Raw genomic sequence first — 25,522 nt, forward strand, 5'->3', positions numbered from 1 at the left:
AGCTCTTGTAAGCTGAGGTGCGCCTCAAGTGAACACCTGACCTTTCGGTCAGGTGTTTTGCGTTGAAGAGGTCTCGCCTGCGACCTCTTTTCTCTCCTGACGTATACTCCCCCGTTCGCCCTCAACCTGTCGTCGCCATGTTCAGCCTTGCCCGCCCCGTCAATATCACCCTGGAAATCCGCAAAAGCCGGTTTATCGCCTGTGTCGAACCGATAGCCGATCGCGCCAGCGCCCAGGTTCGGGTGAACGCCTTGCGCGCTGAGCATCCTGACAGCACACATGTCTGCTGGGCACTGCTTGCCGGCGGGCACAGTGCGGCAGTGGATGATGGCGAACCCTCCGGCACCGCCGGACGGCCGATGCTGGAAGTGCTGCGTCACCAGCAGCTCGATGGCGTGCTGGCGACCGTGGTGCGTTACTACGGTGGTATCAAGCTGGGCGCTGGCGGGCTGATGCGCGCCTATACCGACGCGGTCGCCCAGGCGCTGCAGCAAGCCGAGAAGGTTGCTCACATTCCCACCCTGCTGGTGCTCTGCGAGCTACCCTACGCCCATGAAAGCTCCGCCCGCCATCTGTTGGCGCAGCTTGAAGGCGAGCTGTTGGAGGTGCGGCATGGGAGTGGCGTGCAGTTGCACCTGCGTCTGCCGGCCACCGCGGCGGAGGAACTCCACCGCCAACTGCTGGCCATCACGCGTGGCGATATGACCTGGCAGCCGCGCTCCTGAGCGGCCCCTCCTCCCCGGCCGACTGCGCCGTGCTCCTCTGCCGCGCTCTGCTATCGTTCAAGGACTCTGCTACTTAAGGATTCAACGATGAAACTGCTCAGCATCGTCTTTGCCGCCCTGGTCCTGCTCGCCGGTTGCACCGGCGTACCCAAGGGCATCGAACCGGTCACCGGCTTTGACCCGGAACGTTATCTGGGCACCTGGTACGAGATTGCCCGGCTCGATCACTCCTTCGAGGAGGGCCTGAGCCAGGTCACCGCCGAATATACGCTCAATGAAGACGGCAGCATCAAGGTGATCAACCGGGGCTATAACCAGGCCAAAGGCGAATGGAAGGAGGCTGAAGGCCGCGCGGTGCCTGCCGGTGACAGTGACGTCGCCCACCTGAAGGTCTCGTTCTTCGGCCCCTTCTACAGTTCCTATGTGGTGTTCGCGTTGGATGACGACTACGCCAACGCGTATATCTCCGGTTATAACCGCAACTATCTGTGGTTCCTGTCCAGAACGCCCCAGGTCAGCGCTGCACAGCTGGAGGCGTTCAAGGAGCGGGCAACAGCCGAAGGGTTCGAGCTTGGGGAACTCATTGTGGTGGAACACCCAAGCTCGGATTGAAGCCCCCGCCCGCTGATCCGCTTACAGTTTGTCGCCAAACTCCTGCAGCGTGGTCAGCCAGAGCGGCTGGATCTCCCGGTGAAAGTGCACCGGGTAGGCCACGTCCTGAACATAGCCCGCCGTTTCTTCATTCACGTACTTGCTCTCCAGCCTGCAGCAATGCCACCGCCCCCGACAGCATTGAACCGGCGGAGGCGGTGATGCTCGTTGGATAGACTCAGAAGCTCTTGGTCAGCCCGACGATGAATCTTCTGCCATCCAGGTTGTAGGCATAGTCGTCATCCGTGGATACCTTCTTGTTGGTGACGTTGTATACACCGGCCTTCAAGCTCAGACCATCCTGCGGCCGGAACACCAGTCCCATGTCGGCGAAGGTATAGGATGGATACTTGATGCCATTGGTGCTGGAGCCACTGGTACCTGTCTGCCACCGGCCGGAGGTCTCACCCCGGTAGTTGACCTGGGTCCAGAGATTCAAGCGCTCGGTCACTTCCCAGTCCAGCGAGGCGTTGAACATGTGTTTGGCGACGTCGTTCAGCGGCTCGCCCTTGTACTCGCCGGACTTCTGTTCGGTATCGGTCCAGGTGTAGCTGTGGCGGTAGGTCAGGTTGTCGAGGACATCATAGTCCAGGGTGAACTCGATCCCGCGCAGCTCGGCCTTGTCGACGTTTTCATAGGAGGTATAGCCGAAGGGGTGAGCGGGATATTCCTTGCCCTTGTAGAAGCAAGGTGCGTTCTGCTCACATACCCGGCCGGTACGGTTGATCTTGTCTTCGTAGTCGATCACATAGGCAGTCAGCGAGCTGCTGAGGCCAAGCTCGAAATTCTCGTAGTTGATGCCGATCTCGCGGTTCAGGCTGGTTTCCGGGACCAGTTCCGGGTTGCCGATGATCACGCCACCCCTGGAGGTGGAGCCGTAGTCGGTGGCAGCGGAGCGCAGGTCCGGCGCCTTGTAGCCCGAGGTCACCCCGCCCTTCAGGGTGAAGTTGTCGTTCAGGTGATAGACCGCATACACCTTGGGACTGAACTCGCCACCGAACACCTGGTTGTCATCGTAGCGGCCGCTCAAGGTGAGGATCAGATTGTCTGTCAGGCTCCAGTTATCTTCCAGGAAGATGGAGTTCTGGTAACGGTCCATTTCAACCAGCGCGTTGGCATCAGGCACGACCGGCTCGCGCAGGCCATTGCTGCCGTCTTCCAGTTTCTCGTACTTGTGGGTCAGACCGCCGGTCAGGGTGTGCGCGCCAAGGAACCAACTGGCCTGGGTGTTGGCGGTAACCACTTCGAACTCGACACCGTTGCCAGTCGTTTCGTTGACCGTGGTCGGGTTTTCCGAATGATCGTAGTTGATGTAGGAGTTGGAGAAGACGTTGCCGTACTTGCCTTCGTGCTGCAGGAAGTAGTTCTTCTTGATGGACTCGCTATATTGGGCCTCGCCGTCAGCGGCCAGGCTCTTGCCGGCGTTATGCCAGCGCTCCTGCTTGGTATAGGTGTGGCCGAAGGTCAGCGCGTTGGCTTCGTTGAGGTTCCAGGACAGTTTGCCGCCCACATTACGCTTGTCGTATTCCGGGTCAGACGCAGCGCTGTCGCTGCCGCCGACGAAATTACTTTCTTCCTGATTGTGGAAAGCACCGGTCAGCTGCAGGCCCAGGACATCTTCGATCAGCGGCATGTTCAGATAGGCGCTGGTCTGGAAGGTGTCCTCATTCAGCTTGTTGGAGCTGTGCGGGGTGATGTATTCACTGGTGATGCTGCCACTGAATTTATTGCCGACCTTCTTGGTGATGATGTTGATCACACCGCCCATGGCATCGGAACCGTACAACGCCGATGCCGGGCCGCGGATCACTTCAATCCGCTCGATGGCCTCGATTGGCGGCAGGAAGTTGATCGGCGTGCCTGCCTGGGAGCCGCGCTGGGCGAAGGCATCGTTGCCCTGGGCCGGGCGACCATCGATCAGAAACAGGGTATAGGCCGAGGTCATGCCGCGCATCATGATCGACTGCTCGACGCCGCCCCCGGCAATCTGCACGCCGGCGACATTCTTCAGCGCATCGGTGATATCGGTATAGGATTTCTTCTTCAGCTCTTCCGCGGAGATGACCGAGATGGACGCAGGAGCATCCCGGAGGTTCTGCTCAAAACCGGAGGCGGTCACCACCACCTGTCCCAGGTCCAATGCCTCTTCCGCTACCGCCGAGCAAGCCAGTGAGGCCATGGTGACTGCCAACAGGGCTCTCTTGAAGTGGGGCTGCGAACTTGAAGCAAACTGACGCATATGGCGTGACATGCATTTATCTCCAAACAACTCGGAATGATTTAGCGAACCTCTGACAACCCTGGGTTGCCGAGGCTTCTTTGCGATTGGCTTGGTTATGGCAGCGCCTGCTCAGGCGCGGCGGTCTTCCCGCGCTGAGCTGGCGGATGAAGCCGTATGACCCACCGGTTATCCGATGAACCGACGCAAATGATATACATTACTATTTGGGAGTAAACGCAATTTACAATCTATACACTTTCAGACAACGGCTCCTGCAGGCCAACCAGCATGTACCCCTGCCCCCATACTGTTTCCAGTCGTGCGGCGCGATAACCGATAGCCTGCAGTTTGCGGCGGATATGGCTGATATGCATGTCCAGGCTGCGATCATGCCGGGCATAGCCGCGGCGCAGAGCCTGTTGATACAGGAAGGGTTTGCTTAACACCTCGTTGAGGTGCTGCCAGAGCAGTTCCAGTACGCGATACTCGCTGGCGGTCAACCCAGCGGGGCTATCGGCCAGACTGACATCAGTGTTCGTCTCGTCAAAAACCAACTCACCGGACTCGCTGGGCAGCGACGTCTTGCGCTCATAGGCCACCCGCCGGAGGATCGCGGTGACCCGCACGCAGAGCTCGGTAATGCTGAAAGGCTTCGGTAGGTAGTCGTCCGCCCCCAGGCTGAACCCTGCGATGCGATGCTGCTCGTCACCCAGCGCCGACATCAATAACACCGGGACATGGCTGCGACGACGCAGTTGCTCCAGCATACCCAGGCCGTCGGTTCCAAGAATTGCCAGCAGGATCAGATCGAAATTCCCGTGCTCGGCCAGCAAAAGACCGTTATTGCCTACGCTGAGCGTGACGCAATGGCCGCGCCGTTGCAGGTGGGTCTGCAATTCGCGGGCGAGCAGCGAATCTCCTTCAACCGCAAGAATACGCGCAGCAATGGGCATGGTCGGTGTCATGATGGCAAACACGAAGCCAAATGAGAACCATTCTACATGAAATCTTCTGAAACAATTACCGCTTTACCGGTCTGATTCCACATAGTCTCAGATGACGTTTCGGGGATGTGGATGAGGAAGTTTCGAGCAGTTGTGTCCGGGCTGGTCATGGCATTGTCATGCGTATCTATTAACGCCGCAGCCGCTGCACCGCTGCGTATAACCCAGCTGCAGCGCTGCGGCGATCTACTGGAGACGCACCAGCTGACGTTCTGTCTGCAGATCGCCGGACTTCAGCAAACCCCGTTACAGATCCAGCACAACGGCAACGCCCTGCCCTCGGATCAGATCAGGCAGGGCGACGGGCAGATACAGCTGCAAATCGACGCTGCCAGTAGCAAAAGCGGCCCGCTATGGGTCGAGCAGCGGGGCCAGGCCAGCAATCCCATATGGCTGAGTCTGGGCTCCAGCCATGTGCTCGCCGCTGATCAACAGGCGGTGGCGAGGAACCAGGACGGCTTGACCACCTATCTGGACCTGATCAGCGTGATCATCGAAGAAAGCCATGACGCGCCGACGGAAGCCCGGCGACTGGCCGAGCGTTACGACGCCGAGGTGGTTGGCGCGATTCCGCCTCTCAATCTCTATCAGTTGCGCCTGCCCGTCGACAACCTGGAACAGCGCGACGCCGCGGTGCTGCGCATCGGCAATGAAGTTGGGGTGGATGCTGTGGTGATCGAGGAATCCGGTGCGGAAGAATCAGTCGGGCAAGAGCAGGACGCGGCCAACCCACCGATGGACCCGCGTGAGGAGTGGTCATCCAACCGTTTTCTGGATGCGCTGAACTTCTATCAGCGGCGGCTGAAGAAACCCTCGGATCATATTGAAACGCACCCCGTGCGCATTGGCGTGATCGAGCGGGATGTGGATTTCGACACGCCGGACTTCGCCGATTATCTCGGTGACTGCCGCAGTAAGGCCAGCCGCACCTGCGTGTATGGCCGCGACGCCGCAACCGCAGATGGCCACGGCACCACCGTCACTGGCGTTCTCGCAGCGGGCTGGGGCAATGGTGGCAGCAATGGTTTTCTGCGCGGGCTGGATGAAGTTGGGCCCGGCTTCGATGTGATTGTCGATCGCGGCTCGGATGCCGGCATCACCGCCAATGTCGCCACTTCGGTAAACCTCGTCGAAGACGGCGCCAGAGTACTCAACTGGAGCTGGGGCATGCATCGGATCGGCGCCCGTGACATCCATGGCGACCCGGTGGATTCGCTGTTGCGTTCCGGTATCGCCATGAGCGGTTATGAAGAGCTGCTGGAAGAATTCTTCCTGTGGCTGCGCCGCGAGCATCCCGATGTCGTGGTGGTGAACTCGGCCGGCAACGGCGCCTCTTTCTCCAGCCGTGATGACTATCGCCTGCCCTCCTCCTTCATCACCGACCAGCTGTTCGTGGTGGGCGGACATCAGCGCAGCAGCAAGGATGTTGATCTTGACGACCCCCACTATGCCACCCGGCGCCAGGCTTCCAATTCCGACATGCGCGTCGATATCACCGCCGCCGCCTGCACGGCCGGTTCATCCCCGCTCCGCGAACAGGACGGACCGGTTCACTGCGGCACCTCCTACGCTACCCCGCTGGTAGCCGGAACCATCGCCGCCATGCTCTCGATCAACCCCGAGCTGCAGCCCGATCAGCTACGCATGCTGCTGCGCCGCAGCGCCATGACCATCGGCGGGGAGAGCGACTTCGAGCCCATGGAAGCCGACGACCTGACCGCCCCGATCCTGCCGTCGGAGCGCGGTAACAACCTGCAGGACCCGGACATCGGCCACTCGGCCAGGCTGGACATGTACAAGGCGCTGGAATTGGCGGTGGAAAGCCTCAAGCACGCACGTTGAGCCCCCCGGTTCCAGTCACACCGTACGAGAAAAATTACCTTTCTGCGCCGCACCCAGATAAGCGTCGAAGGCCATTGCCACGTTGCGCAACATCAATTGACCCTCGGGCAATAGCAGCAGTTCGTTGTCTTTGATTGCCACCAGCCCGTCGGCCACCGGCTCGGCCAACTGGTCCAGCGCGTCGGCGAAGTAGCTCTTGAAGTCGATGCCGTAGTGATCTTCGAACTTGCAGAAGTCGATGCGCCCTTGGCACATCAGGTCGAGAATCACCTCGCGGCGCAGCACGTCATCCTCACTCAGGTTGTAACCCCGGTGAATCGGCAGCATGCCGCTGTCCAGCCGTGCATAGTACTGGGACAGCTCCTTGACGCTCTGGCTGTAGGTGTCACCGACCTTGCCGATGGAAGACACGCCAATGCCGATCAGGTCGCAGTCGGCGTGGGTCGAATAACCCTGGAAGTTGCGTTGCAGGGTGCCGTTCTCGCGGGCCAGTGCCAGTTCGTCGTCGGGCAGGGCGAAATGGTCCATGCCGATGTAGATATAGCCGGCGGACGTCAGCCGCTCGATGGTCAGCTCCAGCAGCTCCAGCTTGCGCTCCGGTGGCGGCATGTCCTGCGGGCGGATCAGCCGCTGCGCCCGCACCAGCTCGGGCAGGTGCGCGTAGCTGTAGGCTGCGATGCGGTCGGGACGCATGTCGATGATCTTGCTCAGGGTGACGTCGAAGCTCTGGATCGTCTGCAGCGGCAGGCCGTAGATCAGGTCGACACTGACCGACTTGAACTGCGCCTCGCGGGCGGCCTGAACCAGCTCGCGGGTCTGCTCCTCGCTCTGCAGGCGATTGACGGCGGCCTGCACGGCCTCATCGAAATCCTGCACACCGAAGCTCAGGCGATTGAAGCCCAGAGCGCGCAGCTGATGGATCTGCACAGGCGCGACGGTGCGCGGATCGACTTCCAGGGAGAACTCGTGATCATCGCTGTCATCCAGGTTGAAGGATGTGCGCAGCGTGTTCATCAGGTCTTCCAGCTGCTCGCTGGTCAGGTAGGTCGGTGTGCCGCCGCCCAGGTGCAACTGGGTCAGTTTGCGAGACTTGTCGAACAGCGCCGCCTGCATGGCGATTTCGCGCTTGAGGTATTGCAGATACTCCACCGCCCGCTCGGTCTTGTGGGTGATGATCTTGTTGCAGGCGCAGTAGTAACAGAGACTCTTGCAGAACGGGATGTGGATATATACCGACAGGCACTTGGGCTCGGCAGCAGCGTTGCTGGCCTTGGCGGCTGCCTGATAGTCATCCATGGCGAAAGCCTGATGAAACTGCGGCGCGGTCGGATAGGAGGTATAACGCGGGCCCGGCCGGTCGTATTTCTCGATCAGGGTCCGGTTGAAGCTGATTTTCTGCGTCACTAGGGTCTCTCGCCATCATCACGGGATATACGTGAAGTGTACGGCAAGGGGCTTTGCATGGCACTCGGGCCGGGCTGCGACTGTGCGCCGCAGCCGCCACAGCACCGGCTGGCCTGGCTCAGAGCTCCTCGTGCAGACCGAACATGATCGAATGCGCCTGCCCATCGCTGACAGCCACCACCACGCCCTGACGCGGGTAGATCCAGGCTTCTCCCTCGCTGACCGGCATGCGCACCTCGACCGGACCGAAGGTGCCCTCGATGTGCCCCAGGGTCAGCGGCTGATCGGGAATCATGCTGATCCGTTCCACCAGGTAGGCAGCCAACGCCTGGCCTACCGCCGGGCTTACCGCCTGGTCAGGGGAGCCCGGCTGCCAGGCCTGCGCCTCGACCAGGCTGGCGGTCTGCTGTTCATCCAGGCCGATCACTGCCTGCACCCGCCATTGCCGATCATCGGACTCCAGCTGATGGCGGCTGACCAGCCGAGGCTCACCATCGGCGCTGATCATCCACAAGCTGCCTTCACCGAGCACCCGCTCCACGCCCGCCAGCGTCAGGGTCCGCTGCTGCACCGGCGCCCACAGGTTCTCCTGGTAGGTCTGCTTCCAGGCCAGTTGCTCCGGGCGATCCCCGTCCTGCCCGCCCAGCCATTTGCCGAAGGCAAAGAAGCACAGCAGAATCACTCCCAGCCAGGTGCCTACTCTCAGCCCGGTGCGTGCGTTCATTGATCTGTCTCTCTGATTATTCAAGGGGCGCACAATGCAAAAGGGCATCCTGCGGATGCCCTTTTGATTCAGTGCCGGATATCAGGCGGCGCCATCTACGCTGATATGCTTCTTCAATTTGTTCATGGCGTTCTTTTCCAACTGCCGGATGCGCTCCGCCGAGACTTGGTACTTGGCCGCCAGTTCGTGCAGGGTGGCCTTCTCCTCGGCCAGCCAGCGCTGGAAGAGAATATCGCGGCTGCGCTCGTCCAGCTGGGCCAGACCTTCCTGCAACTGATGGCTGGAGCTATCGCTCCAGTCCGCGCTTTCCAGTTGGGTAGCGGGATCGTAACGCTTGTCTTCCAGATAGTGCACCGGCGCATAGGCGGTGTCGTCATCATCATCCTGGGCGCCATCGAAACCGAGATCCTGACCATACAGGCGGCTTTCCATTTCGCGCACTTCCCTCGCGGCCACACCGAGGTCCTGCGCTACGGCGTTGACTTCGTCATGGGACAGCCAGGCCAGCTTCTTCTTGGCGCTGCGCAGGTTGAAGAACAGCTTGCGCTGCGCCTTGGTGGTGGCCACCTTGACGATGCGCCAGTTGCGCAGGATGAACTCATGGATCTCGGCGCGGATCCAGTGCACAGCAAAAGACACCAGGCGCACACCCATTTCCGGGTTGAAGCGCTTGACCGCCTTCATCAGACCGACATTGCCTTCCTGCACCAGGTCAGCCTGGGCCAGGCCATAGCCGGAATAGCTGCGAGCGATATGCACGACAAACCGCAGGTGGGACATGACCAGTTGTCGGGCAGCCTCCAGGTCCTGCTGGTAGAACAGACGATCAGCCAGCTCGCGCTCTTCTTCGACGCTGAGGATCGGAATGCTGCTTACGGTCTGAACATAGGCCTCCAGGTTGGCACCTGGAATCAGGTTATGTACGGGCTGCAAAGCAGTGCTCATATGTGCGTGAACTCCAAGAATATTGGGGAAACTCTGCGCCGCGTCAGTGGCGGCGCTGGCCTGCAATCTATCGCAGGCCCAAAAAGACGAGTCAGTGTATCACTGCCAACTCAGACATGGAATGCCTGCCGAAGTTCCGAAATACAGGTAATAGGTCTTTAAAATCAATCATTTACAAAGAAATAGACATAAGCTGTTACTGGGGTTCGATTTCACGGATATGCCGACCGACGGCCAGCCAGGCGCCCGCCAGACCCAGCAATATGGCGCCGCCCAGCAGCACCAGCCCATCCTGCAGCGGCATCCCGGTCAGTTCGAAATCGCTCTGGTAGAGCGCCGCCAGCTCACGCACCGTGCCGTTGAGCCAGGCCAGCCCAACCCCCAACAGCAACCAGGCCAGTATCCCCGCCAGCAGGCCATAGAGCATCCCCAGATAGAGAAACGGCCGGCGGACGAAGGCGTCGGTTCCGCCGACCAGCTTGATCACCAGAATTTCGTTGCGCCGGCTTTCGATGGCCAGGCGGATGGTATTGGCCATCACCAGCAGCAGTGTCAGTACCAGGAGCAGCGCCAGAGCGCCGGTAAAACGTTCAACCATGCTCAGGATAGCGGTCAGGCGCTCGACCCAGAGCATGTCGATCTGCACTTGATCCACACCGGGCAGTTGCGCCAGTCGTTCACGCAGCGGCTCCAGCGCGGCAGCACCGCCATCGATATCCCGGGGCATGACCAGGATAACGTCGGGCAAGGGGTTATAGGCCAGCTGCTGCAACGCATCACCCAGCCCGGAATGCTGCTGAAATTCCGCCAGTGCCAATTCCCGATCCAGCAGCTGCACCTCAGCCACGTCGTCCATCGCCGCGATGTCCTGCTGCACTGTCTGCGCCGCGTCAGGTTTGACGTCCTGTTGCAGATAGACCGACAGCTGGGCGGCACGCTGCCAATCGATACCCAGCCGCTCGACCTGATCGATCAGCACGGCCAGCCCCATCGGCAACGCCAGTACGATGGTCATGACCAGCACAATCATCACGGTGCTGACCGGGTGTTCGCCAATGCGGCGCAAGGCCAGGCGGGCACTGTCGCGGTGGCTGCCGGCCCAGCTGCGCAGCGGATGGCGCCAGTCCCGTCGGGAACGGGCTGCGCCGCTACCGGATTTCGGCGGGCGTTTGTCGGTCTTGTCGGCTGGCCGCGGTTGGTTCGCCATGTTATTCCCCATCGGCCAGCAGCCGGCCTTCGCTGAGTGTCAGCATGCGATGATCGAGCTCGGCGATCAGCGGCAAGTCGTGACTGGCAATGATCACCGTCACCCCGACCCGGTTGAAATCCTCGAACAATCCCATGATCTCCGCCGACAGCTCAGGGTCCAGGTTACCAGTCGGCTCGTCGGCCAGCAGCAGCGCGGGCTTGTGCACCACCGCCCGGGCAATGCCGACCCGCTGCTGCTCGCCACCGGACAGCGCGATCGGATACATGCTTTCCTTCTTCAGCAGCCCGACCTTGTCCAGCGCAGCGCGCACCCGGCGGCCGACCTCATCCCGTGGGGTGCCGTTGATGATCAGCGGCAACGCCACGTTGTCGAACACGGTACGGTCAAACAGCAGCTGATGGTTCTGGAATACCACCCCGACCTGGCGGCGCAGATAGGGAATGTCGTGGCTGCCCAGATCCCGCAGGTTCTGCCCACCGACGAACACCTGCCCCGAGCTGGGGCGCTCCATACACATGATGAGTTTCAGCAGGGTGCTCTTGCCCGCGCCGGAATGGCCAGTGATGAAGACCATCTCCCCGGTGCGGATGTGAAAGCTCAGGTGATCCAGCCCCTGATGACCGTTGGGATAACGTTTGCAGACCTGCTCGAAACGGATCATCGATTATTCGCGCCCAAACAGAGCCTTGACGAATTCCGGCGCGGTGAACGGCCGCAGATCATCGATCTGCTCGCCGACACCGATAAAGCGGATCGGCAGGCCGAACTGCTTGGCCAGGGCGAAGATCACCCCGCCCTTGGCGGTTCCATCAAGCTTGGTTAGTGCCAGCCCGGTCAGACCGACCGCCTGATCGAACAGCTTGGTCTGGCTGATGGCATTCTGGCCGGTACCGGCATCCAGCACCAGCAGCACTTCATGGGGCGCCTCGGCATCGAGCTTGGCCAGCACGCGCTTGACCTTCTTCAGCTCGTCCATGAGGTTGTCCTTGTTGTGCAGCCGTCCGGCGGTATCGGCGATCAACACATCCACACCGCGGGATTTGGCCGCCTGCAGCGCATCGAACACCACCGATGCGGAATCGGCGCCCGTGTGCTGGGCAACCACCGGAATATTGTTGCGCTCGCCCCATACCTGCAACTGCTCGACGGCCGCCGCGCGGAAAGTATCACCGGCGGCCAGCATCACCTGTTTGCCTTCGCCCTGCAGACGCTTGGCCAGCTTGCCGATGGTGGTGGTCTTGCCCACACCGTTGACGCCCACCACCAGGATCACATAGGGGCGCTTCTCGCTATCGACCACCATTGGCTTGGCGACATGCGCCAGCAGGCCTTCCAGTTCATTCTGCAACGCCTTGTACAGCGCGTTGCGATTGGACAGTTCGCGGCGGCGAACCCGTTGCTGCAGCGACTCCATGATCAGGGTGGTCGCCTCGATGCCGACATCGGCCATCAGCAGACGGGTTTCCATCTCCTCCAGCAGTTCGTCATCGATTTCCTTTTCGCCAAGAAACAGGTTGGCCATGCCCTCGCCGAGGTTGGCGCTGGTCTTCGACAGGCCGGCGCGCATGCGGGCGAAGAAGCCCTTGGGCTCCTGGGGCTGCGGCGCGGGCGCGGCGTCGGCCGGCTGTTCGGCAAGGCCGGAAAACAGCTCGGCTGCAGCCTCACGGGCAGCCTGATCGTGGCTGGGGGCCGGCGCAGCAGCGGGTGCGCTGGGCTCCGTTGCTGGGGTCGGCGCGGTGACCGGCTCGACTTCCGCTGCGGCAATCACCGGCTCGACTTCGGCGGCCGGAGTATCAACCGGCGTCTGCTGCGGCGGGGCAACTGGCGCGGCCGGCTCGTCGCCCTTGCGCCGCATCCAGCCGAACAGGCCTTTCTTGCCGCCCTTGCCGTTATCGCCGCTTTCGGGGCCCTGTTCAGGGTGTTCTGGCTTGTCTTTGGAACCAAACATTGATGATCACTATCTGAGTCTGGCGCCGGCACTTGGCCTGCGCATTGAAGGTTGGGTTATCCTACCCCACTTCCGTCATAGGCGGTAATCACAGGACATCACATGCACATGGCGCGATCCACACTGCTGCTTACCCTTTTCCTGCTGCTCTGCGGCCTGACCGGGGGGCTCCAGGCCACCGAGACCCGGCAACCCACCCACGAATTCAGCCTGGACAACGGCCTCAAGGTCATCGTTCGGGAAGATCACCGCGCCCCTGTGGTGGTTTCGCAGCTGTGGTACCGGGTCGGCAGCAGCTACGAGCCGCCCGGGCGTACGGGTATGTCCCATGCCCTGGAGCACATGATGTTCAAGGGCAGCGAGCGCTTGGCTCCGGGCCAGGCCTCGCGCCTGCTGAGTAGCCTCGGCGCCCAGGAGAATGCCTTTACCGGTCGCGATTACACCGCCTATTACCAGATCCTCAGTCGTGACCAGCTGGCCATCGCCCTGGAACTGGAAGCCGAGCGCATGCACGGTCTGACCCTGCCGGAAGACGAGTTCCTGCGCGAGATGGAAGTCATCAAGGAAGAACGCCGCCTGCGCGTCGACGACAACCCCAACAGCCTGGCCTATGAACGCTTCCTGACCCAGGCCTACATGGCCAGCCCCTATGCCCAGCCGGTGATCGGCTGGATGCATGACCTGGATCGCCTCACCGTGGACGATCTGCGCGCGTGGTACCGCCAGCACTATCAACCCAGCAACGCCATTCTGGTAATCGTCGGCGACGTGCAGGTGGATGAGGTGCGCGAACTCGCCGAGCGCTATTTCGGCCCGCTGGCCGATGCGCCCACGACCCCGCCGAAGCCGCCGCTGGAGTTGCCCGGCGGCAGCGAGCGCAGCCTCACCCTGCACCTGCCGGTGCAGATGCCCAGCCTGCTGCTCGGCTTCAACGTGCCCGGCCTGAGCACCGCCGAGCACACCTGGGAAGCGCACGCCCTGCGGCTGCTCGAAGCAGTTCTCGATGGCGGCTACAGCGCCCGCCTGCCCAGCCACCTGGAGCGCGACCAGGCCATCGCCACCTCGGCCTCGGCCAGCTATGACGGCTTCGTCCGCGGCGATACGCTATTTCTGCTATCGGGGCTGCCCAACCAGTCCCGCGACGTTGACCTCGAACAACTGGAGCAGGCGCTCTGGCAGCAGATCGATGAACTCAAGCAGACGCCACCCAGCCAGGAAGAGCTGAACCGGGTGCAGGCGCAGATGACAGCCGAATTGGTGTACGCCCAGGACAGCATCAGTCATCAAGCCAACCAGATCGGCATGCTGGAAAGTATCGGCCTGCCCTGGACGCTGCTGGATGAAGATATCGCTGCCCTGGAAGCCATTACCCCCGAACAGATCAGCGAAGTGGCGCGGCGTTATCTGGTGCCCGAACGCCTGACCCGCGCCCATATCCTGCCTGTTGCCACCGAGGAGAAGCGCTGATGGCTGCTGATACCCACAACCGCCGCCCGCTGGTCCTGCTGTTGCTGGCCATCCTGGCGGCCATCGTGCTGAGCTTTCTCCTGCTGCGCGACGACGCCCCGCAGACGCCTCCCGCTACGCCCGAGGAAGCCACCGCACAGCCGGTCGACCCGGCGCAGATCGAGGCCGAGCCTGATACCGTGGTCGCCGAGCTGCTGCCGGAGCTGCACTCGCTGCAGCAGGTTGACCTTGACCAGCCACCGGCGCGCCGCAATCTCGATCTGCAGCACTGGACCACCGAGCAGGGCACCCGGGTGTACTTCATGCAGGCTGAAGAGCTGCCCATGCTCGACATGCAACTGCTGTTCGCCGCTGGCGCCAGTCGCGACAGCGGCCTGCCCGGGCTGGCGACCATGACCAATGCCATGCTCAACGAAGGCACCGGCGACATGGACGCCGGCAGCATCGCCGCCGGCTTCGAACGCCTCGGCGCGCAGTTCTCCAATAGCTCACACCGGGACATGGCCCTGACCGGCCTGCGCACCCTGACCGCCACCGACAAGCTCGATCCGGCGCTGGCCCTGTTTGCCGAGGTGATCGCCCGCCCCAGTTTCCCGCAGGATGCCTTCGAGCGTTTGCGCAATCAGCTCCTGGCCAGTCTGCAGTTCCGCCTGCAACGTCCGGCGGCACTGGCCAGCGAAGCCTTCTGGACCGACCTGTATCCGGACCATCCCTACGGCAGCCTGCCCGAAGGCCAGGCCGACAGCCTGCAGAGCATGACGCCGGAGTCCCTGCGCCAGTTCCATAGCCAGTACTACACCGCGGGCAACGCGGTCATCGCCCTGGTCGGCGATATCAACCGGGAACGCGCCGAACGTCTGGCCCAACGCCTGGCCGACGCCCTGCCCCAGGGCCCTGCCGCGCCGGTCATTGCTGAGCCCGAGCCAATCGCTTCCAGCCATCGTCATATCGACTTCAACGGCCAGCAGACCCATATCCTGGTCGGCCAGCACGGCATCAGCCGTCATGACCCCGATTACGCCGCGCTCTATGTCGGCAACCAGATTCTGGGCGGCTCGGGCTTCGGCTCCCGGCTGATGCAGGAGATCCGCGAAAGCCGCGGGCTGTCCTATTCGGTGAGCAGCCGGCTGATCCCGATGCAGGCCACCGGCCCGGTCATGGTCAGCATGCAGACCCGTGCCGATCAGGTCGACCTGGCGCTGGAGGTCATCCACCAGAGCCTCGATGCTTTCATCAGCGAGGGCCCGACCGAAGCCGAATTGACCCGCACCAAACGGCAGATCAATGGCGAATTCCCGCTGAGTACCGCCAACAACGCCTCGATCGTCGCCCAGCTCGGCATGATTGGCTTCTATGAACTGCCGCTCAACCACCTGCAGCTGTTCCTCGATCAGGTGCAGGCGCTGACCACCGAAGACATTCGCGCCGCCTTCGCTCGGCATTTCGATCCCGAGCAGCGACTGGTGATCACCGTCGGACCGGCCATGGTCATCCAGGAAACAGCACCTGCGGAGCCGGAAGCCGCCGAGCCTGAAGCTGAAACCCATAACGCCCCGGAGCCAGAGCTATGAAACAGCCCAAGGCCCGCGAAGGCCAACTGCGCATCATTGCTGGAGAGTGGCGCAGCCGACGTTTCAGCTTCACCGAACAACCGGGCCTGCGCCCCACCCCCGACCGGGTGCGTGAAACCCTGTTCAACTGGCTGAGCATGCACATCGAAGGCAGCCGCTGCCTCGACCTGTTCGCCGGCAGCGGCGCGCTGACGCTGGAGGCGCTGTCCCGTGGCGCCGCCCACGCCCTGGCTTGCGACATGAGCCGTGACGTGGTCGCCACCCTGCGCGGTCATCTACAGACCCTGCAGTGCGACCGCGGTGAGGTGCGCCAGCAAGATGCCCTGACGCTGGTCGCCGGCGCGGCCGAATCGCCCTTCGATCTGGTCTTCCTCGATCCGCCATTTCACCAGGACCTGCTCATCCCCGCCTGCACCGCCCTGGAAACCAACGGCTGGCTGGCGCCCGATGCGCTTATCTACACCGAAAGTGAAACCGCCCCCGGCCGCTTGCCCTTCCCGGCAAACTGGCATCTGCATCGGGAGAAGAAAGCCGGACAGGTGTGGTATAGCCTGTGGCAGCGCGAGGGGTAAAACCGTCCCACCTGGTGCGGCAAGTCAGCTAGCGCTGACGTTGCAGATGGGACTGACCGGCAGGGTTGAAACGACCCTGTGTCGCCAAGGATGGCGACACGGAGCTTACATGGACGTACTTGCAACGCGTCGTCACAGCCCGGCCGGTCAGTCTCATCATGCACGGAGCACCAACATCGCGGGCATTCTCGATTTGGCCGCAACCGGGTCATTACGCTACCATCGCCCCTCCGGAACCCACAGGCAGGATAAAGCCAATGAATACTGTTCTCTATCCCGGCACGTTTGACCCCATCACCATGGGCCATACCGACCTGGTCGGCCGCGCCTCCAAGCTGTTCGATCGAGTGGTGGTGGCGGTAGCCGCGAGCCCGAAGAAGAACCCGGCCTTCTCGCTCGAGCAACGAGTGGAATTGGCCCGCGAAGTGCTCAAGGATCTTCCCAACGTAGAAGTGGTGGGGTTTTCCACGCTGCTGGCGCACTTTGCCCGTGATATCGGCGCCAATGTCCTGCTGCGCGGCCTGCGTGCGGTTTCCGATTTCGAATACGAATTTCAACTGGCCAACATGAACCGTCAGCTGGCACCCGAGGTAGAAAGTCTGTTCCTTACGCCCTCGGAGAAGTATTCTTATATCTCGTCCACCCTGGTGCGGGAAATTGCTTCCCTGGGTGGCGATGTCACCAAATTCGTTCATCCGGTAGTACATGAAGCCCTGCTCAAACGCTTCAACGGCTGAACCGAGCGCTTCGCGGAGTAGCCGATGGCCCTGATCATTACCGACGACTGCATCAATTGCGACGTCTGCGAACCCGAGTGCCCCAACGGGGCCATCTCTCAGGGCGAGGAAATCTATGTCATCGACCCCGGTCTGTGCACCGAATGCGTCGGCCATTTCGACGAGCCCCAGTGCCAGCAGGTCTGCCCGGTCGACTGCATCCCCCTTGACCCCAACCGGGTCGAAAGCAAAGAGCAACTGATGGCAAAATATCAGCTGCTCACCAGCGCCGAATGACTCTGCTGCGATCCTTGCTGGTCCTGCCGCTGCTGCTCAGCCTTGCGGTTCAGGCAGCACCTGCACCCGACCAGCAAGCAGTAGCCAGCGCCCACCCGACCGCTACCGAAGCCGGTCACCGGATTCTCGACCAGGGCGGCAACGCCTTCGATGCCGCCATCGCTGTGGCCGCCACGCTGGCGGTGGTCGAGCCCTACGGTTCCGGTATCGGTGGTGGCGGCTTCTTCCTCCTGCGCGAGGCCAGCGAGACCGGGCCCCGCTATCAGTTTCTCGATGCCCGGGAAACCGCGCCCCAGGCGGCCAACCGCGACATGTACCTGGATCAGGAAAATGATCGCCAGTTGCAGCGGGTAATCAATGGACCGCTGGCCGCAGGGATTCCCGGTCTGCCCGCAGCCTTGGTCCATCTGGCCGAGCGCTATGGCCAATTGACGCTGGAACAGAGTCTGGCGCCAGCGATTGCCGCCGCCGAGCAGGGCTTCGCTCCCGGCCCGAGCTACCGGCAGTTGGCCGGCTTCCGGTTGAAGGCCATGCAACAGGATGCCGAAACCGCCCGCATCTTCCTGCAGGACAATGATATTCCCGCCGCCGACGCGCTGATCCGCCAACCCGAGCTCGCAGCCACCCTGCGCGCCCTGGCGTCGCAGGGCCATGCCGGTTTCTATAGTGGGCCAGTGGCCGAGCAGTTGATTGCCGGCGTGCAAGCCGCCGGCGGTATCTGGCAACAGACCGATCTGGATAGTTACCGGGTCATCGAGCGCCAGCCCGTTCGCTTTACCAGCCGCGGTTTCGAGGTAATCAGCGCACCGCTACCCTCGGCCGGCGGCATCACCCTGGCCGGCATTCTGCAAGGCCTCGACCATCTGCCCACCGCCACGCCCGGCTCCGTTCAATGGACCCACAATCTGGTCGAATTGATGCGACGCACCTATCGCGACCGCGCCCTGCTGCTGGGTGACAGCGATTTTGTCAGCGTACCGACCGAGCGGCTGCTGTCACCGGCACATGCCCGCCAACTGGCAACCGGCATCGATCCCGAGCGCGCCACGCCTAGTCTCGAGCTGGGTGAGCCCAAGGGCATTCAGGAAGGCACCAATACCACCCACTTCTCGCTGATCGACCGTCAGGGCAATGCGGTGGCCGCGACCCTGAGCGTCAACCTGCCCTTCGGCGCAGCCTTCACCGTGCCGGGCACCGGCGTGCTCTTGAATAACGAGATGGATGACTTTGCCGCCGACCCGGACGGCAGCAATAGCTACGGGCTGGCCGGCAGCGAGGCCAATGCCATCGCCCCGGGCAAGCGCCCACTGTCGAGCATGACCCCGACCATGCTGGAAAATGCGGACCAACTGGCGGTACTCGGCACCCCCGGCGGCAGTCGCATCATCAGCATGGTAATGCTCGGCACGCTGCAGGCGATGGATGGCCGGCCAGTGCAGGAATGGGTCAGCCGCCCGCGCTTCCATCATCAGTATCTGCCGGACCATATCCAGGTCGAGGACAACACCTTCACTGTTGAGCAGCAGAAAGCGCTGGAAGCCATGGGCCACAGCATCAAGCCGGTCGGTCGAGACTATGGCGACATGCAGGCGCTGTTGTGGGACAAGCGCCGCAACGAGATCAGCGCCGCCAGCGATCCCCGCGGCGAAGGCGAAGCCAGCGTGTGTTGTAGCCTACCCGTCACGCCTTGAAGATTATCTGCACGTGGCACCTGGTGGCCTCGCGACCAGCATTGCCCCGAGGCGAGTGCCTCGTTAGAGGCTCTCATCCTGCTGTTTGCGGCCATAGCCGCTCTTGGTGCAACCCAGGCAACGCATGAAGGTTTCCTTGCCGGGACGCACCACCAGTTCCTGCCCAGCTTCGGCGGTGTTACCGGCCAGGGCGGTGAACGGCAGGCTGATGACAAAGGCTGCGGCCCCGACCGCCGTGATGGCGGCCCCGATCGGCCGGGCGATGATCAGATCACCGACCATGGCGAAGATGCCGGGGTTCTCGACGTGTTCCTGGTAGCCATAATTGGCTTCGGTGGCCATGACATTGCCGGCAAGTAGCAGACCGGCGAGCAGAGCGGTGGTGTGACGTAACAGGCGCATGATAGTAATCCCTGGTTTGTGGCCCGATAGGCGTTCAAGTCGTGGTGCGGCCCCCTTCCCGGGAACCTGCAACCGACTTCATTGTAGGCATATTCGCGCTATTGCGGAATGCGGCCGTTGAAATTTGCCAACCCGGTCGGCAAAACGGCCCTGCTCAGCTCTGACAGCGTCGGCAGAACACCGTGCTGCGTTGGCCCAGCCGACACTCCGACAAGGTCGTGCCGCAGACCTTGCACAGCTGCCCGGCACGTCCGTAGACGAACAGTTCCTGTTTGAAATAGCCCGGCTTGCCATCGCCGCCGATGAAATCGCGCAGCGTGGTGCCGCCACTCTCGATGGCCCGCGCCAGCACTTTCTTGATCTCCTCGGCCAGCGCCTGATAGCGGGCACGGCTGATACGCCCGGCCTCGCGGCGCGGGTCGATGCCAGCGGCGAACAGCGCCTCGGTGGCGTAGATATTGCCCACTCCCACGACCACCGCGTTATCCATGATGAACGGCTTGACCGCCATGCTGCGCTTACGCGACAACTCATACAGCCGCTCACCGTCGAACTCAGCTGACAGCGGCTCGGGTCCGAGGCGAGCGAGCAAGGGATGGACTTCACCGGCGCGCTGCCAGAGCATGGCGCCGAAGCGACGCGGGTCGGTGTAGCGCAGCGTCAGGCCGGAATCCAGCTCGATATCCACATGCTCATGCTTGAGCACTGGCGTCTCGGCCGGCACCAGCCGCAGGTTGCCGGACATGCCCAGATGACTGATCAGCGTGCCGCCGCCGATGTCCATCAGCAGATACTTGGCGCGCCGGCGCACAGCGGTGAAGGCCTGGTTCTCGACCTGGATCGCCAGATCCTCGGGAATCGGCCAGCGCAGACGTGGGTCCCGGACGATCAGCCGGGTCACGCGGTGGCCCTCCAGATGGGGGGCAATACCGCGGCGGGTGGTTTCGACTTCGGGTAATTCGGGCATGGTGTCAGGATTGCAGCCAATGGACGATGAACAATAACAGCAACAACAGCGGCAATGCACTGATGACAAAGCGGCCATTCCAAACGAACGCCACCCGCAGCGGATTCTCACCGGTGTAACGCGCCAGGATCAGCGTCGAGGGGCCGAACGGCGAGAAGATCATGGCAATCGAGAAGCCGCACATCAAACCCAATGCCGGGGTCATGATCGGCACGCCCAGTCGTGCCAGCTCGGCCAACAGGCCGACCAGCAGGGATAAGGAGACGATCGGCGCCACCCCAGCCATTGCCAGCAGGATGATGCCGAACAGACTGCCCACGGCCAGCAGCATATTGTATTTCGGCTCCTGGGCCAGCCAGAGCGCCAGCTCCTCCAGCGGCGCAATCGCCCCCAGCGCCCCGCCCATCAGCGCGGCGCAGCCGAAAATGAACATCTCGTTGTGCATGGTGATCAGATTGTCACTGATCTCACTCAATACTCGCCGTGGCGAGCGTTCGCACCACAACAGGTAGCAGGCAATACCCACCGGAATCAGGATCATCGCCGCCTGGGAGGGGGTCAACACTGTCAACCAGGCCAGCACCCCAATGGCAGTCAGCCCAAGCAGACTACCCATCAACAGCGCACCCATGCCCGCGGCGCGACTGCTGTCACCAATATTCTCCCGCAGCTGCAATAGCCCACGGGTCTCCCGACGCCAGCCAACCATCAACAGCAGCAACGCCGCTAGCAGGCCATAGGGCACCATGGTGGCCCAGGACAGCTGCGGCATTTCCCGTGTGATCATGGCGATGGTCACACTGGTCGGCGCTACCAGCGGTACCAGGGCAAAACCGCGCAGGGTGGTAACCAGGACCGCACGCAGCCCCTCACGGCGCTGCTCATTACTCAGAGAATATTGCCGCAGGTGCTGATCGAGCGTGCCGCACAACAAGCTCATCATGCCGAAGTTGAGAATCGAGCCGATGCTGCCGGACGTCAGCACGTAGCGCGGATACAGCCAGATCGCCGGCCCGGCCAGCAGCGCCTTGTGCAGCTCGCGCAGGTGTGGCAAGCGCTTGGCCAGCAGCTGCATCAACCCCAACGCGCCGAGGAAGCTAGCGTAATAGGCACCCGACGATGCCAATCGGCCCCACAGAGCCTGATCGCCTTGCCCCAGCACGGCCACCGCCAGCAGCATGCCGACGGTGAGCAACCCGAGAATCCTTGGATAGGGCAACAGGCGCCGGAAGTGAATGGTGAAATAGCCTGCCAGCGCTGCGGCGGCGAACCAGCTCAGTTGCGGCCACTGCCCGGCCAGCGCGATCAGTTCCAGACCGACGCCCAGCGGCAACAGCAGCGCGCTCATGGCAAGTCTCTGCGCAGCGCACCCTTCTTGAATACACCTTCACCAAAGGCCAGCAGGTTATCGTTCGCATCGAGCAGATCACAACTGGCCATGAAGATCTTGTGGCCGGCCTTGCGGCAGGTAGCGACCGCCCGCACCCGCGCACCCTCATCGGCGGTGGCGCTGAAATTGACGTTCATCGACAGGGTGATAGCCACCCGGCGCTCATCCGGATCGGCCGCATAGGTGCCACACAGCCCCATGGCAATATCCAACAGGCTGGCAGTAATGCCACCATGCAGATTGCTGGCGTTGTTCAGATGTCGCTTTTCGAGGGTCAGGCCTACCACCGCACGGTTGTCGCTGTATTCCAGCAGCTCACCACCCAACTCCTGAAAAAAACCGGTCACCGTACGCTGTACGGTCAGATTCTGGTCTTCACTCATAGATGATCCTGATTGCGAATGTCACGGCAGCGCATCGGCGCGTCTGAAGGTTGAGCAGTATGCCATGGCGCAACCCGGACGTAACCGCTGTGATAGCCGCCTTATATGTGGTCATAACGGCGGCCCGGCTTGCACTCGAGGAGCGCAGGATTTAATCTCATCCCACTTTTAAACGAAATACGGTTCCGCATAGCGGAACAGAGTAACTGAGGAGCCTGAGTATGTTCAACCGGATTGGTGTTATCGGTGCCGGCGCGATGGGCCGTGGTATCGCCCAGCTGTTCGCCAGCAGTGGTCAACAGGTGTTGCTGTACGATACCCGCGCCGAAGCCATCGAAGATGCCCTCAGCTTCAACCGCAACCTGCTGCAGCGCCAGGTCGCCAAGGGCAAGCTCAGCGAGGCGGATTTCGATGCGATCAACACGCGCATGCAGCCCGCCGCGCAACTTGAGCAGCTCAAGGACTGCGACCTGGTCATCGAGGCCATCGTCGAAATCCTCGAAGTGAAGCAGAAACTGTTCACCGACCTGGAAGCCATTGTCAGCGAAGATTGTCTGCTGGCGACCAATACCTCTTCCCTGTCGGTTACCCGTATCGCCGCTGGTTGCCAGCGTCCGGAGCGCGTCGCCGGCTTCCATTTCTTCAACCCCGTGCCGCTGATGAAGATCGTCGAGGTGGTACGCGGTTCACGCACTGACGAGCGCTACATTCAGGGGCTGGTCGAGCTGGCGGATAAGGCCGGTCACTTCCCGGCGATCACCCCGGACACCCCCGGCTTCCTGGTCAACCATGCCGGCCGCGCCTTCGGCACCGAAGCCCTGCGCATGCTCAGCGAAGGTGTTGCCACACCCCAGCAGATCGACCGCATCCTGCGTGACGGCCCGGGCTTTCGCATGGGACCGTTCGAGCTGTTCGACCTGACCGGGCTGGATGTCTCCCACGCGGTGATGGAGTCGGTGTACGAGCAGTTCTACCATGATCCGCGCTATACACCGTCGTTCATTGCCGGTCAGCGCGTCGCCGCCGGCCTGCTGGGCCGCAAGACCGGTCAGGGCTTCTACCGTTATGAAGGCGGGCAGAAGATCGAGCAGGCCGAGCCGGCTACCGAAACCGTACTGATCAACCGGCCGTTCTGGTTGCAGAGCGACGACCAGGGTCTGCGCAGCCAGGTGGCCGCCGTGCTGCAAACCGCCGGCGCTACGCTGGAAAACGGCGAGCGGCCCTCCGCCGAAGCCATCTGCCTGGTCACCCCGCTGGGCGAAGACTGCACCGCTGCCCTGACCCGCCAGCAACTGCCCGCTGCCCGTACCCTGGCGCTGGACAGCTTCGCCAACTGGGACAAGCGTCGCACTCTGATGCGCCAGCCCGCGGCGGACGCCAATGTGGTTGCCCAGGCCCGTCAGGCACTGGCTGCCGATGGCGTACCGGTGGAAGTGATCAATGACTCTCCCGGCTTCGTTATCCAGCGGCTGATCGCCAGTGTGGTGAATCTGGGAACCGAGATTGCCCAGAAGGGTATCGCCACCCCCGATACACTGGACCGCGCCATTCAACTCGCCCTGGGCTATCCGCAAGGCCCGCTGGCCTTTGGCGAGCGCTACGGCAAGCAGGCGATTCTGACTGTGCTGAACAACATGCAGGCGGTCTATGGCGAGCCGCGCTATCGTCCCAGCCCCTGGCTGCGCCGGCGCGTTCAGCTTGACCTGCCCCTGACCACCCCCGATTTCCAGGAGTAATCCGATGACTGCTTATATCTATGATGGTTTGCGTTCCCCCTTCGGTCGCCACGCCGGCGCGCTGGCCCCGGTACGCCCGGACGACCTGCTGGCCGAGGTGATCCGCGCCGTGGTTGCCCGCAACCCCTTCGACGGTCAGGACTACGAAGATGTGGTCATGGGCAATACCAACCAGGCCGGGGAAGATGCCCGTAACCTGGCGCGCCATGCCGGCCTGTTGGCCGGTCTGCCGCAGGAAGTGGCTGGCGTTACCGTAAACCGCCTGTGCGGCTCCGGTCTGGCTGCCATCCTGGATGCCGCCCGTGCCGTCAAAGCTGGCGAGGGTGACCTGTTTGTTGCCGGTGGTGCCGAGAGCATGAGCCGTGCGCCCTTCGTCATCGCCAAGAGCGAAAGCCCCTACGCCCGCGAGTTCCGTGCCTTCGACAGCACCATCGGCGCACGCTTTCCCAACCCCAAGGTAGAGAAGCAGTACGGTGATGACACCATGCCGCAGACCGCCGATAACGTCGCCGCCGATCTGGGTATTACCCGCGAAGAAGCCGACACCTACGCCGCTCGCAGCCAGGCCCTGTACGAGAAAGCCCGTGCCGAAGGCTTCTTTGCCGAGGAAATCCACCCCATCGAAGTGCCCCAGGGCCGCAAGAAGCCGAACAAGGTGGTCGATCAGGACGAGCATCCGCGCCCATCCAGCGACATGGCCGCATTGTCCAGCCTGCGCCCGCTGTCCGAGGGCGGCGTGGTCACTGCCGGTAACGCCTCGGGCGTAAACGACGGCGCCGCGGCGCTGATCATCGGCAGCGAAGCCATTGGCCAGAAGTACGGCATCAAGCCCCGCGCCCGCATTCTCGCCGGTGCTGTTTCCGGCGTCGCGCCGCGGGTCATGGGTCTGGGTCCGGTTGAAGCCTGCAAGAAAGCGCTGAGCCGTGCTGGCCTGACACTGGACGACATGGACGTGATCGAAATCAACGAAGCCTTCGCCTCCCAGGTACTGGGCTGCGCCAAACAGCTGGGCATCGCCTTCGATGATCCGCGCCTGAACCCCAACGGCGGCGCCATCGCCGTCGGTCACCCACTGGGTGCCTCCGGTGCACGTCTGACCCTGACTGCACTGCGTCAGCTGGAGCGTACCGGCAAGCGCTATGCGCTGGTCAGCCTGTGTATCGGGCTGGGTCAGGGCGTGGCGGCAGTAATCGAGCGGGTGTAAGTTCCACTGCTCCCCTCCCTCCTCGCGGGAGAGGGGAGCCTGGCGGACAGGGAAGCATCCGGCATTGAAAACCGGCGCTGGAACTTCTGGCCTTGTCCCGATCTCTGCTATGGTATCGATCCCATCGAACCGGAAGCTTTCCGATGTATGTAAATACCAACCCCTTCGAATGGCTGGGCCAGGCCTTCGGCACCCTGGTCAGGTTGATAGTCGACGGCCTGGCCTGGGTATTCGATATGCTCAGCGGTGCCAGCACCGCCTTCGTCAATGGCTTTTCCCGCGCCCTGGGCATCGATAGCAGTATCCTCAGCATCGCCTTTGTCGTGCTCGGACTCTTTCTCATCTATCTTGGGGTCAGCTCGTTCATCAAGAAACGGATCGTTGCCGGTGTGATCTGGCTGCTGCTCGGCCTCTGGCTGCTGAGCACCTTGATCCGCTGATCCGTGATCGCC

At 62.3% G+C, this 25,522-nt stretch carries 24 protein-coding genes; 12 read left to right on the top strand and 12 right to left on the bottom strand.

Translation table 11 applies throughout. From position 1 onward, the window contains the following. Positions 1-137: 137 nt before the first annotated feature. Both QAO71_RS15840 and QAO71_RS15845 read left to right on the top strand, forming a co-directional pair. A complete protein-coding gene (locus tag QAO71_RS15840; RefSeq protein WP_280164874.1) occupies positions 138-725 on the top strand; it encodes a YigZ family protein in 588 nt (195 codons plus the stop codon). Positions 726-812: 87 nt separating this feature from the next. After that, entirely contained in the window at positions 813-1,337 is a 525-nt protein-coding gene (locus QAO71_RS15845) for a lipocalin family protein (RefSeq protein ID WP_074781337.1), read from the top strand. A 217-nt stretch (positions 1,338-1,554) separates the two neighbouring features. Here the strand turns inward: QAO71_RS15845 and QAO71_RS15850 are convergent, their stop codons facing one another. Beyond that, positions 1,555-3,627 (bottom strand): TonB-dependent receptor, encoded by a 2,073-nt coding sequence (locus QAO71_RS15850; RefSeq protein ID WP_136868667.1) that lies wholly within the window; start codon positions 3,625-3,627, stop codon positions 1,555-1,557. A gap of 218 nt (positions 3,628-3,845) precedes the next feature. Then, entirely contained in the window at positions 3,846-4,550 is a 705-nt protein-coding gene (locus QAO71_RS15855; protein WP_280164875.1) for a response regulator transcription factor, read from the bottom strand. Positions 4,551-4,673: 123 nt separating this feature from the next. Between QAO71_RS15855 and QAO71_RS15860 the strand changes: the two genes are divergently transcribed. After that, entirely contained in the window at positions 4,674-6,443 is a 1,770-nt protein-coding gene (locus tag QAO71_RS15860; RefSeq protein ID WP_280164876.1) for a S8/S53 family peptidase, read from the top strand. A 15-nt stretch (positions 6,444-6,458) separates the two neighbouring features. On the opposite strand, the gene hemN is transcribed toward QAO71_RS15860, so the two are convergent. From hemN to ftsY, 6 genes are all read right to left on the bottom strand, one after another. Then, a complete protein-coding gene (hemN, locus tag QAO71_RS15865) occupies positions 6,459-7,847 on the bottom strand; it encodes an oxygen-independent coproporphyrinogen III oxidase (RefSeq protein WP_036991962.1) in 1,389 nt (462 codons plus the stop codon). A 118-nt stretch (positions 7,848-7,965) separates the two neighbouring features. Beyond that, the gene (locus QAO71_RS15870) at positions 7,966-8,571 is read right to left on the bottom strand and encodes a hypothetical protein (RefSeq protein WP_036991959.1); all 606 of its coding nucleotides are present in this window, start codon (positions 8,569-8,571) and stop codon (positions 7,966-7,968) included. 81 nt (positions 8,572-8,652) lie between these two features. Then, entirely contained in the window at positions 8,653-9,516 is an 864-nt protein-coding gene (gene rpoH, locus QAO71_RS15875) for an RNA polymerase sigma factor RpoH (RefSeq protein ID WP_036991957.1), read from the bottom strand. Positions 9,517-9,712: 196 nt separating this feature from the next. Further along, the gene (ftsX, locus tag QAO71_RS15880) at positions 9,713-10,723 is read right to left on the bottom strand and encodes a permease-like cell division protein FtsX (protein WP_177173415.1); all 1,011 of its coding nucleotides are present in this window, start codon (positions 10,721-10,723) and stop codon (positions 9,713-9,715) included. 1 nt (position 10,724) lies between these two features. Next, positions 10,725-11,387 carry a cell division ATP-binding protein FtsE gene (gene ftsE, locus QAO71_RS15885; protein ID WP_036991954.1) on the bottom strand — a complete coding sequence of 221 codons (663 nt, stop codon included), beginning with the start codon at positions 11,385-11,387 and terminating at the stop codon, positions 10,725-10,727. 3 nt (positions 11,388-11,390) lie between these two features. After that, complete coding sequence (ftsY, locus tag QAO71_RS15890) at positions 11,391-12,674, bottom strand: signal recognition particle-docking protein FtsY (protein WP_036991952.1); 1,284 nt, start codon at positions 12,672-12,674, stop codon at positions 11,391-11,393. Between the two features lie 102 nt (positions 12,675-12,776). Here ftsY and QAO71_RS15895 point away from each other — a divergent pair, with 102 nt between their 5' ends. From QAO71_RS15895 to ggt, 6 genes are all read left to right on the top strand, one after another. After that, complete coding sequence (locus QAO71_RS15895; RefSeq protein WP_036991951.1) at positions 12,777-14,141, top strand: pitrilysin family protein; 1,365 nt, start codon at positions 12,777-12,779, stop codon at positions 14,139-14,141. Beyond that, entirely contained in the window at positions 14,141-15,712 is a 1,572-nt protein-coding gene (locus QAO71_RS15900; RefSeq protein ID WP_280164877.1) for a pitrilysin family protein, read from the top strand. Before QAO71_RS15895 ends, QAO71_RS15900 begins: the two co-directional genes overlap by 1 nt. Then, positions 15,709-16,284: a 16S rRNA (guanine(966)-N(2))-methyltransferase RsmD gene (rsmD, locus tag QAO71_RS15905; protein ID WP_280164878.1), complete on the top strand. Its 576-nt coding sequence runs from the start codon at positions 15,709-15,711 to the stop codon at positions 16,282-16,284. Before QAO71_RS15900 ends, rsmD begins: the two co-directional genes overlap by 4 nt. 257 nt (positions 16,285-16,541) lie before the next feature. Continuing rightward, on the top strand, positions 16,542-17,021 hold the full coding sequence (gene coaD / locus QAO71_RS15910; RefSeq protein ID WP_036991947.1) for a pantetheine-phosphate adenylyltransferase: 480 nt from the start codon (positions 16,542-16,544) through the stop codon (positions 17,019-17,021). A 24-nt stretch (positions 17,022-17,045) separates the two neighbouring features. Beyond that, positions 17,046-17,297: a YfhL family 4Fe-4S dicluster ferredoxin gene (locus QAO71_RS15915; RefSeq protein WP_036991944.1), complete on the top strand. Its 252-nt coding sequence runs from the start codon at positions 17,046-17,048 to the stop codon at positions 17,295-17,297. Beyond that, positions 17,294-18,988, top strand: a complete 1,695-nt coding sequence (gene ggt, locus QAO71_RS15920; RefSeq protein ID WP_280164879.1) for a gamma-glutamyltransferase — start codon at positions 17,294-17,296, stop codon at positions 18,986-18,988. The genes QAO71_RS15915 and ggt overlap by 4 nt, the downstream gene beginning before the upstream one ends. 63 nt (positions 18,989-19,051) lie before the next feature. On the opposite strand, the gene QAO71_RS15925 is transcribed toward ggt, so the two are convergent. The 4 genes from QAO71_RS15925 to QAO71_RS15940 all read right to left on the bottom strand — a co-directional run bounded on the left by QAO71_RS15925 (position 19,052) and on the right by QAO71_RS15940 (position 22,130). Next, positions 19,052-19,390 carry a hypothetical protein gene (locus QAO71_RS15925; RefSeq protein WP_036991941.1) on the bottom strand — a complete coding sequence of 113 codons (339 nt, stop codon included), beginning with the start codon at positions 19,388-19,390 and terminating at the stop codon, positions 19,052-19,054. 154 nt (positions 19,391-19,544) lie between these two features. Then, the gene (gene mutM / locus QAO71_RS15930; RefSeq protein WP_280164880.1) at positions 19,545-20,357 is read right to left on the bottom strand and encodes a bifunctional DNA-formamidopyrimidine glycosylase/DNA-(apurinic or apyrimidinic site) lyase; all 813 of its coding nucleotides are present in this window, start codon (positions 20,355-20,357) and stop codon (positions 19,545-19,547) included. A 4-nt stretch (positions 20,358-20,361) separates the two neighbouring features. Then, on the bottom strand, positions 20,362-21,705 hold the full coding sequence (locus QAO71_RS15935) for a hypothetical protein (protein WP_280164881.1): 1,344 nt from the start codon (positions 21,703-21,705) through the stop codon (positions 20,362-20,364). After that, entirely contained in the window at positions 21,702-22,130 is a 429-nt protein-coding gene (locus tag QAO71_RS15940; RefSeq protein ID WP_074781328.1) for a PaaI family thioesterase, read from the bottom strand. Before QAO71_RS15940 ends, QAO71_RS15935 begins: the two co-directional genes overlap by 4 nt. A gap of 221 nt (positions 22,131-22,351) precedes the next feature. On the opposite strand from QAO71_RS15940, the gene QAO71_RS15945 reads away from it, so the two are divergent. From QAO71_RS15945 to QAO71_RS15955, 3 genes are all read left to right on the top strand, one after another. Next, a complete protein-coding gene (locus QAO71_RS15945) occupies positions 22,352-23,866 on the top strand; it encodes a 3-hydroxyacyl-CoA dehydrogenase (protein ID WP_280164882.1) in 1,515 nt (504 codons plus the stop codon). A gap of 4 nt (positions 23,867-23,870) precedes the next feature. Further along, positions 23,871-25,070, top strand: a complete 1,200-nt coding sequence (locus QAO71_RS15950; protein WP_036991932.1) for a 3-oxoadipyl-CoA thiolase — start codon at positions 23,871-23,873, stop codon at positions 25,068-25,070. 143 nt (positions 25,071-25,213) lie between these two features. Then, the gene (locus QAO71_RS15955) at positions 25,214-25,510 is read left to right on the top strand and encodes a hypothetical protein (protein WP_036991929.1); all 297 of its coding nucleotides are present in this window, start codon (positions 25,214-25,216) and stop codon (positions 25,508-25,510) included. Positions 25,511-25,522: the final 12 nt, after the last annotated feature.

The sequence above is a fragment of the Halopseudomonas sp. SMJS2 genome, from assembly GCF_029866945.1.
Taxonomy (GTDB): Bacteria; Pseudomonadota; Gammaproteobacteria; order Pseudomonadales; family Pseudomonadaceae; genus Halopseudomonas; species Halopseudomonas bauzanensis.

What these genes read in the sequence shown, in the direction of transcription:
- QAO71_RS15900 (WP_280164877.1), top strand. Translation starts at nt 14,141, where the DNA reads ATGGCTGCTGATACCCACAACCGCCGCCCGCTGGTCCTGCTGTTGCTG.
- mutM (WP_280164880.1), bottom strand. Translation starts at nt 20,357, where the DNA reads ATGCCCGAATTACCCGAAGTCGAAACCACCCGCCGCGGTATTGCCCCC.
- rpoH (WP_036991957.1), bottom strand. Translation starts at nt 9,516, where the DNA reads ATGAGCACTGCTTTGCAGCCCGTACATAACCTGATTCCAGGTGCCAAC.
- QAO71_RS15925 (WP_036991941.1), bottom strand. Translation starts at nt 19,390, where the DNA reads ATGCGCCTGTTACGTCACACCACCGCTCTGCTCGCCGGTCTGCTACTT.
- QAO71_RS15845 (WP_074781337.1), top strand. Translation starts at nt 813, where the DNA reads ATGAAACTGCTCAGCATCGTCTTTGCCGCCCTGGTCCTGCTCGCCGGT.
- QAO71_RS15945 (WP_280164882.1), top strand. Translation starts at nt 22,352, where the DNA reads ATGTTCAACCGGATTGGTGTTATCGGTGCCGGCGCGATGGGCCGTGGT.
- QAO71_RS15850 (WP_136868667.1), bottom strand. Translation starts at nt 3,627, where the DNA reads ATGTCACGCCATATGCGTCAGTTTGCTTCAAGTTCGCAGCCCCACTTC.
- ftsY (WP_036991952.1), bottom strand. Translation starts at nt 12,674, where the DNA reads ATGTTTGGTTCCAAAGACAAGCCAGAACACCCTGAACAGGGCCCCGAA.
- QAO71_RS15855 (WP_280164875.1), bottom strand. Translation starts at nt 4,550, where the DNA reads ATGCCCATTGCTGCGCGTATTCTTGCGGTTGAAGGAGATTCGCTGCTC.
- QAO71_RS15955 (WP_036991929.1), top strand. Translation starts at nt 25,214, where the DNA reads ATGTATGTAAATACCAACCCCTTCGAATGGCTGGGCCAGGCCTTCGGC.
- ftsE (WP_036991954.1), bottom strand. Translation starts at nt 11,387, where the DNA reads ATGATCCGTTTCGAGCAGGTCTGCAAACGTTATCCCAACGGTCATCAG.
- QAO71_RS15895 (WP_036991951.1), top strand. Translation starts at nt 12,777, where the DNA reads ATGCACATGGCGCGATCCACACTGCTGCTTACCCTTTTCCTGCTGCTC.
- QAO71_RS15940 (WP_074781328.1), bottom strand. Translation starts at nt 22,130, where the DNA reads ATGAGTGAAGACCAGAATCTGACCGTACAGCGTACGGTGACCGGTTTT.
- rsmD (WP_280164878.1), top strand. Translation starts at nt 15,709, where the DNA reads ATGAAACAGCCCAAGGCCCGCGAAGGCCAACTGCGCATCATTGCTGGA.
- QAO71_RS15935 (WP_280164881.1), bottom strand. Translation starts at nt 21,705, where the DNA reads ATGAGCGCGCTGCTGTTGCCGCTGGGCGTCGGTCTGGAACTGATCGCG.
- QAO71_RS15915 (WP_036991944.1), top strand. Translation starts at nt 17,046, where the DNA reads ATGGCCCTGATCATTACCGACGACTGCATCAATTGCGACGTCTGCGAA.
- coaD (WP_036991947.1), top strand. Translation starts at nt 16,542, where the DNA reads ATGAATACTGTTCTCTATCCCGGCACGTTTGACCCCATCACCATGGGC.
- ftsX (WP_177173415.1), bottom strand. Translation starts at nt 10,723, where the DNA reads ATGGCGAACCAACCGCGGCCAGCCGACAAGACCGACAAACGCCCGCCG.
- QAO71_RS15840 (WP_280164874.1), top strand. Translation starts at nt 138, where the DNA reads ATGTTCAGCCTTGCCCGCCCCGTCAATATCACCCTGGAAATCCGCAAA.
- QAO71_RS15950 (WP_036991932.1), top strand. Translation starts at nt 23,871, where the DNA reads ATGACTGCTTATATCTATGATGGTTTGCGTTCCCCCTTCGGTCGCCAC.
- ggt (WP_280164879.1), top strand. Translation starts at nt 17,294, where the DNA reads ATGACTCTGCTGCGATCCTTGCTGGTCCTGCCGCTGCTGCTCAGCCTT.
- QAO71_RS15860 (WP_280164876.1), top strand. Translation starts at nt 4,674, where the DNA reads ATGAGGAAGTTTCGAGCAGTTGTGTCCGGGCTGGTCATGGCATTGTCA.
- QAO71_RS15870 (WP_036991959.1), bottom strand. Translation starts at nt 8,571, where the DNA reads ATGAACGCACGCACCGGGCTGAGAGTAGGCACCTGGCTGGGAGTGATT.